Origin of the sequence: Curvivirga aplysinae, assembly GCF_009711445.1 — a bacterium.
Taxonomy (GTDB): Bacteria; Pseudomonadota; Alphaproteobacteria; order UBA8366; family Aestuariispiraceae; genus Curvivirga; species Curvivirga aplysinae.
Genome location: NZ_SMMC01000118.1, coordinates 1 through 13104 on the forward strand (window position 1 = coordinate 1; position 13104 = coordinate 13104).

Genomic DNA, 13104 nt, shown 5'->3' on the forward strand with positions numbered 1-13104 from the left:
ATTTAGACTCTTAAATAGACTTTATTCTTCGGCTGTGAATGCCTATATAAAGATTACTGCTTTATGCAGTTATGGTGCTAAACGGCTTTATGGAATAAGCGTAGTGGACCCGGGGGCGGTACCCGGCGCCTCCACCATTCATCTGAAGATAGAGAAGAAACTGTTTCTTTCTGGATGGTATGGGGGCGAATTAGGATCGACACGCGTAGTAAAGATTTAGTCGGTACCCGGTATTGTCTCCGCCGTTATCGGGCTATTCTTATAGTTGCAAACGACAACAATGAGATGGTTGCTGCCGCTGCATAATTGCAGCCTAGGCGACGAATTTAAATCCCTATGGACTATCTTCCCATAGGTGGGGCCCGGGGCGCCTAGCAACAGAAGCCCCATTTCTTAAAGAAATATTCACTTTCCCTACCAAATCAGTTTAATAAGGATTCGTATCTCTTGCGATGGAGGGAATAGGGTGAGCGAGGCAGACTTAGCTGTATTACGACAGAAGTTGAAATCTTATGTTGTTAACAAGAATGTAGATCATTTTTTTGATCAACAGTTTGATATTGAAAAATTAAAGGCTACCAATGATTCGGAAATATACCTGTATTTGGGATTGATCTATCGAATTGCCGGGGAGACAAATGAGTCTGTCTCTTTGTTGAGTTCTTTTTTACAGCAAAATCCCACACATATTGAGGCAGCACGTCAACTGTTCTTACTGTTAAATGTTGGCGGTAAATATGCAGAAGCACTTACATTATTTGAAAATCTACACAATCAAGTAAAGGTTGATCCAGAGGTCGTTAAATATGCTTTATCTGCCCTAATTGCATCTGGACAATACTTTCAGGTTGGTAAGTTTGTTGATTTTATTTATGAAAATAAAATTCAAGGCTTGAATTCGGTTCAACTTATCTTAGTGTTATTCTTATTGGGTGAAAGTTCTGTTACGCTTGATGTGGTGAAATCTGCTGCGTCCATGGATAATGGCTTTCGTATAGATCCAGTGAAAATATATGTATTGCAACATATGTTTCAAAATGTGCCTTTATCACAGTTACTTTTAACACTTGAAGATATTTTTAATGATTTTGAGGATAAGCGAAATTGGTTGTTGCTCCAATTAGGGCGTACACATTCTTATGACGTTCAAGATATAGGCATGATAGAGGAAGATACTATTCACCCTATAGAGCTTCCTGCATTCGATTATTCCCCAATTCCATCGATGAATAGTGTCTTACATTATGATATCCCGTTAATGGAGGCCGTCCAAATAGATGTTCCAAGGTTTGGGCAGGGTTTTGAAGGTTATTTTGATCTTGTAAGACATATGAATAATAAAGGTGAGTTTGATACTACTAAGCAAAATATATTGGCAGTTAAGGATAAATATGCGCCGCATGCTCATGCTCCGATATCAATTTTATCATCCGGCCGGGCAGGTACTACGTCACTTCATCATTTGTTTCAAAAACTTGAAGATACTTTTTCATTTCATTCATACCAATGGCAAATGCCTGCGACTGACAGAAATCACGTCTTGTATCGAATATTGGAAAACAACTTTACAGGGGAGCCGATTAGAAATGTCATTAAAAGTTATGTGTCGATCAGAACTACTGAGTTAATATATGCATATCGTCTTGGCAAAACACCTGTATTTACCGGACACTGGGATAGTATATTGATGCCTTTATGGTCCATACTGTTTCCCGAAAGTAAGTTTATTTATTTAGAGCGAGACAACGTCGCAACATTCAAATCTATTTATGAGAAAAACCAATGGTTTGATAATCAATTACAAGCATTGAGATATGATAAAAGTTTTCCAAATGACTGTTTTCATCATTGTCTTGATACTCGATTGAACATCACGCAAAAGATAAGTTGGTTTTTGTTTGCAACGCAACTATTTGGAAGAAAGGTTGCTGATTTTCTTCCTGAAAATAAATATCTGCATTTAAAAAGTGAGGATCTTTTTAATGCTCAAAAAGATGCATATGCAGATTTTTCTAATTTTCTGGAAATAACAGAAGTAACCTCCGATTATCTAGCTGAACATTTCTCTACGCCGGTTAATGAAAAGTCGCAGAAAGTGGTGTTTAGAAAAGATAGTAAACAACAGATGAAATATTTTGAACAGTATTTCGATCAGTTAGCCGAAACTGGCTCCTTGATCCTATAGGTTATCGATATCCATGTTTGGAGAGTATTTTATCAAAAGTACCGTCAGCTTTAATTTTTATGAAGCCACGATTGAAAGCTTCGACAATCTTTTCAGGGTTTGTAACCATTTTTGAGATTGCATTATAGATCAGATTCTCTTCGATTGCTGGTTGATGAATTTTGATTTGGTTATCCCAATTAGGTAACTTTTGGTTTAAACTTCTTATGATATGTTCTTTTCCTGAAAAAATCATATCGATCCGGCCATTAATTAATTTTTCAATGTTTTGATCTGGTAAATCGACGGGAATTTTATTCAGATAAGTCGCTGCATCAAACACACGGCCACCTGACGCACCACGGATAACGCCGATTTTATAAGGTGATAACTGGCGTAATTCATCAAACTGAATGTTTGATTTTTTCAAGCTTAGTAGAACAGTTTGAACTCTTGAAATTGGCTTGGAATAAACAAAATTTTTGGTGCGTTCTTCAGTTAAATAGGCGCCCAATAAACCATCATACCGTCCCAAAGCCGCATGTTTTAAAGCCCGTTTCCACGGGAGGAATGTGAATTTCACTTTATAGCCTTCACGTTCAAAAGCAGTTTTGGTGAGTTCGGCAATATATCCCTGATTTAATAGATTATCCCCGTAATATGGTTCCCAGTTGACAGAGACTAGACTGATAGATCGGATTGTTTCCGCTTTTGCGGCTATACTCAGTGACGAACAGATTATCGCAATATAGGCACTGAAAAATAAACAAATTCGAGCTAACTTATGGATCATCAATAATAAATACCTCTTTCATTGGATGCCATTCTAACGTGAATATTTTTTATTCCAATAGCAAATCATATTTTCATGAAAGATCAGTTTTCAATCCATAATTATTAACCTAATATGCGCGCAGCACATCAAGAATTGTTGCCTAATCTGCACAGGTTTGGTACTTCATAAAACAATAGAAAATTTTGCATTGGGACGGGAAAAGCATGACGGAAGACCTGTTAGGCTACAATGAAATGGTTGAAACTGCGATGCGTACAGTTGTACGTGAAGCGTTGGAACGCGCTGGTGATGATGGTTTGCCGGGCGAGCACCATTTTTATATTACCTTTCGTACGGATCATCCTGATACAAGTATCCCGGAGCGCTTGAAAGAGCGCTATCCAGAAGAGATGACAATTGTTTTGCAGCATCAATATTGGAATTTAGAAACCAGTGATGTTGGTTTTAATGTTGATCTAAGTTTTAATCATAAAATGGAAACCTTGCGCATTCCTTATGATGCATTGATCACCTTTGCTGATCCATCAGTGAATTTTGGTCTTCAGTTTCATGTGGACCTTGATGATGACAGCTGGGTATCCGACGAACTGGAAGCTGCAGTTGAATTGGACGCGGATATAGAATCGGGCGGTCCAACTACGGTCGAGGAACTTGCCGCAGAAACCTCTGAAGGTGAAGCGGGTGATAAGGCCAAGGGAGGCGATAATGTCGTTACCTTGGATAATTTTCGCAAAGACAAATAATAAAAGGGGGAATGCCCCCAACCAAGGCGACTTACAGTCGCCTTTTTTAATGTGATAATGATCAGGATGCAGATAAGCAATCTGCAAAATTGAAGTGAGGAAAAAATGAGCGCAGAGCCAAAAGACGTAATGTTCCCTCTAGGTAAAGACGAAACGCCTTATCGTAAAATCACAGGTGATTATGTATCTGTTGGTGATTTTGAAGGGCAAGACGTCCTTAAAGTTGATCCAGAAGGCATTCGTCTATTATGTGAAGAAGCGTTTAATGATATCAATCATTATCTTCGTCCAGGTCATTTGGCTCAATTACGCAAAATCCTTGATGATGAAGAGGCGTCTGCCAATGATCGTTTTGTCGCTATGGATTTATTGCAAAACGCTAATATCTCTGCAGGCGGAGTGCTACCAATGTGCCAAGATACTGGTACTGCGATTATTATGGGTAAAAAAGGCTCAAATGTTTGGGTAACCGGTAATGATCATGAAGCCTTGGGACAAGGTGTATTAGATGCGTATGAACGACGTAATCTTCGCTATTCACAGGTTTCGCCTGTTTCTATGTTTGAGGAAGTGAATACAAAAAACAACCTTCCGGCTCAGATTGATATCTTCTCTGAAGGAGAAGATGCTTATAAGTTTTTATTCATGGCAAAAGGTGGGGGGTCCGCTAACAAAACTTTCTTGTTTCAGGCAACACCATCTTTGCTTGAAAAGGAACGTATGATCGCTTTCCTTGATGAAAAAATTAAGACATTAGGTACGGCCGCTTGTCCACCATATCATTTGGCTGTAGTGATTGGTGGCACAAGTGCCGAACTCAATTTAAAAACCGCAAAACTGGCTTCTGCGCGTTATCTTGATAGCCTTCCTAAACAAGGCAATGATAAAGGCCAAGCTTATCGAGATGAAGAATTTGAAGGTATCGTACATGAACTGACCCAGCATATGGGGATTGGTGCGCAGTTTGGTGGTAAATATTTCTGTCATGATGTGCGTGTTATTCGCCTACCACGTCATGGGGCGAGTTTGCCAATCAGTATTGCTGTTTCCTGCTCTGCAGATCGTCAAGCAACAGGCAAAATTACCAAAGATGGTATTTTCCTTGAGCAGTTAGAAATGAATCCTGCACAATATCTACCAGAAGTCACAGAAGGCGATCTATCCAGTGACGTGGTTGAAATTGATTTGAACCAACCAATGGAAAAAGTGTTGGCAATTTTAACCAAATGTCCGGTTAAGACACGTTTAAGTCTAACAGGTACCATTATTGTGGCGCGTGATGCGGCTCATCGGAAAATTCGTGAACGTTTGGATGCCGGTGAACCAATGCCTGACTATTTCAAAAACCATCCTATTTATTATGCAGGCCCGGCAAAGACACCAGAAGGTATGCCATCTGGATCATTCGGGCCGACAACTGCGGGACGTATGGATGGTTTTGTGGATGAGTTCCAAGCGGCAGGTGGTTCTTTGGTGATGTTGGCTAAAGGCAATCGCAGCCCACAAGTTCGCGAAGCATGTCACAAACATGGTGGCTTCTATTTAGGATCCATTGGAGGTCCGGCAGCACGTTTAGCCCAAGACTGTATTAAATCTATCGAATTGGTTGAATATGAAGAGTTAGGAATGGAAGCTATTCGTAAGATTGAAGTAGAAAACTTCCCAGCTTTTGTCGTCGTTGATGATAAAGGAAATGATTTCTTCAAAGAGTTAAATTTGGGATAGAGATTAATTTAAACTGAACAAAGGGAGGCGAGGTGTATTTACCTCGCTTTTTTTTATGTATTTTGTATTTATTATTTAGTTAAATGTTATAAAAAGTATCAATTCATTTCATTAGGTTAGAGTGAGTGAATTGAATAATTCAGACGTTTATAGCAGGGGGAATTAAATCAATGATAAAAAATAGAGTTAGGAAAACACTAATTGTTTTAGGGAGTGTTTTATCATTCCTGAGTTTATCAATGCCTCTCTCTTATGCGGATAATTTTGAGAAACTTTATTCAGAAGTCTCAGAAAAAGGCGTTGTCGATATTCTTGTAAGTGGAAGATGGAATCCTGTCACAGGTGATATTGATCCAAGGGATATGCATCGGGCTATTACGGGTAATATTGATTTAGAAAAATTGCAGAGTGATTTTGCCCAAAAAGTAAGTGCTGACGGCGCAAGAGCGGAACAACTTTATTCATTTAAGTACCTTCCGTTTGCGGTGATGCGTGTTGATCTTAAGGGCTTGAATAATGTTCGAAATTATTCTGCTGATATTAAAATTTGGGAAAATCTGGAAGTAAAAAGCCAGTTGTTTAAGAGCACTCAAATGGTCGGTGCACCTAAACAATGGGATATGGGGGGCACTGGTAAAGGGCAAACAATTGCCATTATTGATTCTGGTGTTGATGCGTCTCATCCAATGTTAGATGGCCGCGTAGTTTTTGAGGCTTGTATAATTTTATTTGGATGTAAAGGCGGAAAGAGTATTGATATAGGGCCAGGAGCTTCAATTACAAAAACCAAACATGGCACGCATGTCGCTGGTATCGCAGCAGGAAATGGAAATGGCGCAAGGGGCGTAGCTCCTGAGGCACATATTGCGTCGTTTAAAGTGCTCTCTGAAAATGGTGGAGGACGAACCATCGATATTCTTGTAGCGATGGATATAATTTTCCAAATGAAGGTTGAAGGTAGGCATAATGTGAATGTGGTGAATATGAGCTTGGGGGGGGGATATTTTAATCAGCCCTGCTTTGATCATCCATTCAGCGAAGCTTCTTTGATGTTAGCTTTAAGTGGAGTTAACGTGGTCGCAGCTTCTGGTAATGAAGGTTTTTCTGGCGCGCTATCTGCGCCTGCATGTGCTTTCGCAGTGACAAGTGTTGGTGCCGTTGATAAGGATTGGAAGATCGCTGATTTCTCTAATGCTTCTGAGCATTTGACGATTTTAGCACCTGGTGTTGATATTTTATCAGCAACTTTAACATCGGAAGGTGGGCACGGGATGGAAGCATTCGATGGTACTTCCATGGCTGCCCCTCATGTCGCAGGCGCATTGGCAGTGATGAGGCAACTTTATCCGAATATGTCTAGTTTTGATCTGGTTGGCCTGATGAAGGGAGGGATGGTGAAAGACGTTAGAAATGGTTTTTCATATCCCGTTTTAACTATGCCGGGCACTGCAGGTGAGAATAATACGTCTACAATACCTTCTTCTCCTAATTCAGAGCCGGCTCCAGTACCTGTTCCAGAAGAAAATGGCGGCACAATAGCAATTACCGGATAGTTGCCTGTTGGGAATAGATGTATCGCGAATTGAGGCCATTTGATCGTTTGACGGTTAGATGGCTTCTTCCTATTGTGCGGAAATATATTATCAATACTAAAAGGTCAGTGCGGGATGAGTGAACAAGACAATCAAGGTCGGGCAGGAGTTATTTTTGCCCTGATTGCATTTGGTATCTGGATATTATTCCCGTTTTACTGGAATGAATTACGTGACGTGGATCCAATGGAAATATTATGTCATCGTATTCTATGGAGTATCCCTGTTTTATATGTCATTATGATTTTGAACAAATCGACAGGTGAAATTGCTCGGGTTCTTCGTTCTCCTAAAATGTTATTATTACTGAGCTTATCTACCTTGGTTATTACAATCAACTGGGGACTTTATATCTGGTCTGTTGCCAATGATCTCATCCTGCAAGCGAGTTTAGGATATTTTATGAACCCCTTGGCAAATGTACTCGCTGGATTAGTCGTATTTCGTGAACAACTACGTAAATGGCAATGGGTATCTGTTGGCCTTGCAATTACGGGAGTAGTAATTTCAGTTCTTTACGCAGGTGTATTCCCATGGATTGGTGTTGTTCTTGCTGTTTCCTTCGGCGTTTATGGCGCTGTTCGTAAGCTTGTCGATGTGGATGCTGTACCGGGGTTGTGTGTAGAAACAATTTTATTATTTCCATTCGCAACGGGTTATTTGATTTGGCTTTATATGCAAGATACTCTTGGTTTCCTCCATTTCGGATATAAAAGCTGACGCATTAATGGAGGGTGCAGGTTTTGTAACCGCCATACCATTGGTTGCCTATGTGGCTGCTTCAAAGCGTTTACCTATTTCGACAGTTGGAATGCTGTTCTATCTTGTACCAAGTGGCTTATTTGTGCTGGCAACCCAATATTATGGGGAGGAAATCCAAACAGGCGACATTATTACCTTTGCTTTCATTTGGACAAGCTTGGTGATTTTCACTTGGGAACGTCGATATACAGCCCGGCGCAATCGTGCTGAAATTGTTTAAGAGGGTTGTAAATGTCTAAAACAGAGATTACGGGGCTGGATCATAGTATTATTGGTGTTTCTGACCTTGAAGCTGCACGCGAAACTTATGAGAAACTTGGTTTCACGATCACGCGCCGTGGACGACATGAGGGATGGGGGACAGCAAATTATTGTATCATGTTCCCGCAAGATTATATAGAAATCCTCGGCATCGTCGACCCAACTCAATTTGACGCGGGGCTTGTGAATTTTCTTGCTACGAATGGCGAGGGACTTATGAAGCTTGCTGCACGTTCTTCTGATGTAGATGTGACGAGGGCGCATCTTGAAAAAGAAGGTTTTGATCCTTCAGAAGTACAAAAATTAGGGCGCTGGCTTGAAATGCCTGAAGGGGATGTGATGCCACATTTCCGTCTTGTGCATATCCCTGCGGAAAAAACACCCGGGTTTAAAGGGTTCGTATGCCAGCATATGACACCGGAAATCGTCTGGCGGGAGGAATGGTTGAGTCATCCAAATACGGTTGCCGCAGCGAAAGCATATGTGATTATTAATGAGAATCCTGAAAGTTTAAAGGACTGTTACGAAAAACTGTTTCAGCTACCGACGAAGCTTAAAGACGATATTTTGTATGTGGATACAGGCATGGGAGATATTATTTTCTCACCGACAGACGCATTGAATGAGATTATTCCTGATCTGGTATGGTCGGGTAATGAAGATGATGGAACAATAATAGCCATGATATTAGCTGCTGATGATCTTTTAACCACAGCTTCTGTGTTACATAAAAATGGGGTGAGTTATTTAAAAAACACCAATGGCGAATTGTTAGTTTCTCCAGAAGATGCGTGTGGGGTTGCGATCCAATTTATCTAAAGTTTCCCCGGTCGTCCAAGATATGGATAGCCTTCAGGTTGAAGAGAGGCCGGGTCGTCATGATCGATGAAATAAGGTTCATCTTCAGATTTGCGTTTCAGCGCATACATACGTAAATCTGCTTCATGTAAGACAGCGTCTATCTTGGAATTACTATCATAATGTTCAACACCCACGCTGGCAGAAATAGGGATTGGGACGCCCTTCCACGAGACTACAAGCGCATTAAGTTTATGATCAACTTGCATGGCTTTCTCCATGCCAAGAATTCGATCAGTGCCGGTTAAGATCACAGCAAATTCATCTCCGCCCAAACGTGCGGCAGTATCTACCAAACGTATGTTGTTTTTAAGATGGCTGGCGACAGCACATAAAACAAGATCACCTGCTTTATGACCATGTGTGTCATTGATTGCTTTGAACCCATTTAAATCAATCATTAACAGAAGGCCGTTTTCATTCTGGCGGATAGCACGTTCGATAGCGCGTTGTAATTCATGTCGAAAGCCTCGACGATTGAGAATACCGGTTAAATCATCGGTTATAGAGGCCTCTTTTAATCTGGAAACTTCAGCTTCCATTTTCGCCAATGCTTGTTCTGCTTTTGCAGCATCATGAATGGCATTTTCAAGAAGTTTACAATAGGCATCGATGGGATCCGCTTTATCATCAACAGAGCCTAAAAGCTGTAAAGCAATCTCACGTGCTGAACGCGCTGAATGTTGTAATTTAATGCTATTCTCTTCGTTTTGAATAGCTTGCTGTTTACGAAGCTTATTATCTTCTTCGTCCAATGACGCAAAGAAGGAAGTGCTATCCATTATTTCCATATTGATCCTCCGGTTGAGTCCGAATTTTTCTCATAACAAGAGTTTGGCCTATACAATCCTGAAATTTGAATAAATACATGCAAGTGTTATGCCATAAATATGGTATAAAATAAGGGATATTGCATCTGAAGGATGCATATGGTGAAAAAGCCGTGATTTAAAGGTTTATAAGGGAAAAGGGTAGTATGGAACTATCCTTGTATCTCTCAAAGGGAAACCTGACTGGGTAATTTAGTTCCGGCAAAAAATGCATCCAGATTATCTAGGCATTTAAAACCCATATCATTTCGGGTTTCATAGGTTGCACTACCAATATGCGGAACAAGGAAAACGTTATCCAATGTTAAGTATTCAGGGTTAATATTTGGTTCACCTTCAAATACATCAAGGCCAGCTGCGGCAAGTTTGCCAGTTTTTAACGCAGCAATAACATCTATATCTTTGATAACAGGACCTCGTGCGGTGTTCACCAATATTGCTCCATCAGGCATTAGATTGATCCGGTCTTTATTTATCAGATGATGTGTGTTGTCGGTTAACGGGCAGTTGATTGATAGAAAGTCACTCACAGCAAGTAAGCTTTCAATGCTGTCATGATAAATCGCATCTAGGACATTAGCTTCTTCCACTGGCCGACGATTATGATAATGAATAGGCATGTCAAAACCTTTTGCGCGACGAGCAACAGCTTGACCAATATTTCCCATGCCAAGAATGCCAAGGCGTTTACCTGACATATGAGTGCCAAGATAGCCAGATGGCATCCATCGGCCCCAGCCGCCTTCACGTAAGGATTTCTCGGATGCTTGGGCTTGGCGGGCTGCACCTAACATGCAAAGCATTGCAATATCTGCAGTGGCATCAGTTAAAACGTCAGGTGTATTGCTGATAGTGATGTCCCGGGCGTTGGCTGCAGCTACATCTATGTGATCGTAACCAACAGAGAAAGTAGAAATAATTTTAATACTCTCAGGGAGTGTGTTTATAGCTGTTCGATCCATTTTTTCGGTTGGACTAATCATTAAGCCATCGCATCCGTCAGCGTATCTGGCATAGTCTGAAATATCTAATGGCTGATCATTATCATTCATGACAACATCGTAAGATGCATAAAGGCGTTTTTCCACTTCCGCGGGGAAGCGGCGTGTGGCAAAGATTTTCGGTTTGCCCATATCAACTCCCTAATAAGCCTACTTTAGTTGAAAGTAAGCTAACTTATTAAATTATTTTAAAGATCTGCCTTTTATTATGGCGTCATTTCCTAGTTTGTCACGCAGCAGATCCATCGTATTTTCAATTTTAGCCCGTTTTTGTCCGTCAGGGTCCGCTAGATCAATAGGGTCAGCGAGGTCGCCTTCTACAAGTTCTGCACCACCAATACCCAAAAGGCGAAACGCGCGCCCATCGGTTTCATTTTTAAGAAGCTGTTTTCCCACGCGAAAGAGTTGTTCTGCCAACATGGTAGGATCGATCAATGTGCGATTACGCGTGATTTGCTTGAAATCTTTGGTTTTAAGTTTGAGGACAACAGTGCGTGCTGCAAGATTCTGTTTTTTCATCCGTTGTGATACATTATCGCATAACTTCCACAATGTATTTTCCAAAGTTTGATAGTCGGAGATATCGGTATTGAAAGTGGTTTCATTGGATATGCTTTTTGTTTCACTGCCAACAGATACGCTACGATCATCTTCACCACGACAGAAATGATACAAGCGTTTGCCCATGCTGCCATAACGTCCCATAAGATCGAATTTTTCATAAGTACGTAATTGGTAGATCTTTTCGATTCCGTCATGGTGGAGTGTTTTAGCCAAGGCCTTTCCTACACCCCATATCATGGTAACAGGTTTATCACCCAGAAAATCCATAGTTTCTTCTTTGCCGATAACGGCAAACCCTTTGGGTTTCTCAAGATCAGATGCGATTTTCGCAAGGAACTTATTATGGCTGAGGCCAACAGATGCCGTCACACCCACTTCGTTTTCAATTCTTTTTATAAATTTTGAAAGTGTTTGAGCCGGGTATGCTTTATGTAATTTCTCGGTGCCAGAAAGATCAAGAAATGCCTCGTCAATGCTGATTGGTTCAACCATTGGGGTGATATCATGCATCATCTTGCGAATTTCTTTACCGACTTTACTGTATTTTGTCATATTTGGGCGTATGACAACCAGATCGGGGCATAGTTGTTTTGCTTTAAACATTGGCATGGCAGATCTAACACCATACATACGCGCAACATAACAAGCTGCTGAGACAACGCCGCGTTGGCCGCCGCCAACAATAACAGGTTTGTCCATGAGGCTTGGATCGTCACGTTTTTCTACTGTGGCGTAAAAGGAGTCACAATCGATGTGAGCCGTGGAAAGTATCGACAACTCTGGATGATATTTTAATCGAGGAGAGTTGCAATCCGGACATCGTGCTGCTTTTGGCGGTTCGGGCATATACCAGATATGGCTGCAATCCCGACAAAGGCAATTTGGACTATTTATTATATCCTGCATTTGTCGAGTTTTTCTCCTGCTAAATAACTAAACTACATTTCACGAGGCCAAAGCCATGCTGCGCCTCTGATACCACTAGAGTCGCCATGATGGGGCGGTAAAAGTTGTGTTTCAACAAAATCGCTAAACACATATTTACCCCATTGTTCTGGTATAGTTCTATATAATCGATTTATTTTTGAAAGACCACCACCTAATACGATCACCTGAGGATCGTAGACGTTAATAATGCTGCCTAAAGCGCGTGCGAGACGTGTTTCATAAACGGTCATAATTTTCAGCGCTAATTCATCTCCATTGTCTGCTAAATCAGCTATTTCTGTGGCTTGTGCAATTTTTCCAGTGAGCTCTTTATATTGTTTGCTTAATGCGGGGCCTGAAAGGTAAGTTTCTATGCAACCTTTTCTACCACAATAGCAATCAGGGGCCGGAAGAGAATCTATATCGCGTTCTGGCAAAGGATTATGGCCCCATTCACCTGCAATGCCGTTTGCGCCGTGTATAGCTTGTCCATTCATTACTAATCCACCGCCAACACCTGTCCCTAGGATGACACCGAAAACGGATTGAATGTTTTTGTATGTTGTTATTAATTCGTTTTTTCTCTCTTTGAGGGCAATCATCTCAGAAAGTGCAAAGCAATTCGCATCATTAGCCAGTCTCACTGGTTTTCCGATTACTTTACTCAAGTCTTTGTCTAGTGCTTTTCCAATTAACCAAGTCGAGTTGGCTCCTTTTATGAGGCCGGTCTTTTGTGAAATGCAGCCAGGAATACCCATTCCAATTGTGTAGTTTTTACTATATTTTTGTTCTACCTCAATGATCAGATTATGGATATTTTCTATATTTGCATTGTAATCTTGTTGAGGGGTGGGAACACGTTTTCTATAGATTTCGATATC

The 13104-nt window shown here is 40.9% G+C and carries 12 protein-coding genes and 1 other RNA gene; 8 read left to right on the top strand and 5 right to left on the bottom strand.

All coding sequences use genetic code 11. The features are described 5' to 3' along the window. Positions 1-16 precede the first annotated feature (16 nt). Positions 17-392, top strand: a transfer-messenger RNA (tmRNA) gene (gene ssrA / locus E1160_RS03290). A gap of 74 nt (positions 393-466) precedes the next feature. Next, a complete protein-coding gene (locus E1160_RS17415) occupies positions 467-2185 on the top strand; it encodes a tetratricopeptide repeat protein (RefSeq protein WP_155153572.1) in 1719 nt (572 codons plus the stop codon). A gap of 1 nt (position 2186) precedes the next feature. Here the strand turns inward: E1160_RS17415 and E1160_RS03300 are convergent, their stop codons facing one another. Next, positions 2187-2957 (bottom strand): substrate-binding periplasmic protein, encoded by a 771-nt coding sequence (locus E1160_RS03300; RefSeq protein WP_155153573.1) that lies wholly within the window; start codon positions 2955-2957, stop codon positions 2187-2189. Positions 2958-3163: 206 nt separating this feature from the next. Here E1160_RS03300 and E1160_RS03305 point away from each other — a divergent pair, with 206 nt between their 5' ends. The 6 genes from E1160_RS03305 to E1160_RS03330 all read left to right on the top strand — a co-directional run bounded on the left by E1160_RS03305 (position 3164) and on the right by E1160_RS03330 (position 8862). Then, positions 3164-3703 (top strand): SspB family protein, encoded by a 540-nt coding sequence (locus E1160_RS03305; RefSeq protein ID WP_155153574.1) that lies wholly within the window; start codon positions 3164-3166, stop codon positions 3701-3703. A 105-nt stretch (positions 3704-3808) separates the two neighbouring features. Continuing rightward, positions 3809-5428, top strand: coding sequence for a fumarate hydratase (locus E1160_RS03310; protein WP_155153575.1), 1620 nt, complete (start codon positions 3809-3811; stop codon positions 5426-5428). A gap of 239 nt (positions 5429-5667) precedes the next feature. Continuing rightward, positions 5668-6981, top strand: a complete 1314-nt coding sequence (locus tag E1160_RS03315; protein ID WP_218048685.1) for a S8 family peptidase — start codon at positions 5668-5670, stop codon at positions 6979-6981. Positions 6982-7095: 114 nt separating this feature from the next. Then, positions 7096-7740, top strand: a complete 645-nt coding sequence (rarD, locus tag E1160_RS03320) for an EamA family transporter RarD (RefSeq protein ID WP_155153577.1) — start codon at positions 7096-7098, stop codon at positions 7738-7740. Beyond that, entirely contained in the window at positions 7709-8002 is a 294-nt protein-coding gene (locus E1160_RS03325; RefSeq protein ID WP_155153578.1) for an EamA family transporter, read from the top strand. Before rarD ends, E1160_RS03325 begins: the two co-directional genes overlap by 32 nt. Positions 8003-8013: 11 nt before the next feature. Beyond that, a complete protein-coding gene (locus E1160_RS03330; protein WP_155153579.1) occupies positions 8014-8862 on the top strand; it encodes a VOC family protein in 849 nt (282 codons plus the stop codon). Here the strand turns inward: E1160_RS03330 and E1160_RS03335 are convergent. From E1160_RS03335 to E1160_RS03350, 4 genes are all read right to left on the bottom strand, one after another. After that, positions 8859-9692, bottom strand: a complete 834-nt coding sequence (locus E1160_RS03335) for a GGDEF domain-containing protein (RefSeq protein WP_155153580.1) — start codon at positions 9690-9692, stop codon at positions 8859-8861. The genes E1160_RS03330 and E1160_RS03335 overlap by 4 nt on opposite strands. Positions 9693-9898: 206 nt before the next feature. Beyond that, entirely contained in the window at positions 9899-10864 is a 966-nt protein-coding gene (locus E1160_RS03340) for a 2-hydroxyacid dehydrogenase (protein ID WP_155153581.1), read from the bottom strand. Positions 10865-10915: 51 nt separating this feature from the next. After that, the gene (locus tag E1160_RS03345; RefSeq protein WP_155153582.1) at positions 10916-12202 is read right to left on the bottom strand and encodes a DNA polymerase IV; all 1287 of its coding nucleotides are present in this window, start codon (positions 12200-12202) and stop codon (positions 10916-10918) included. Between the two features lie 32 nt (positions 12203-12234). Further along, positions 12235-13104, bottom strand: an 870-nt coding sequence (locus E1160_RS03350; RefSeq protein WP_155153583.1) for an ROK family protein, incomplete at its 5' end; no start/stop codon positions are given.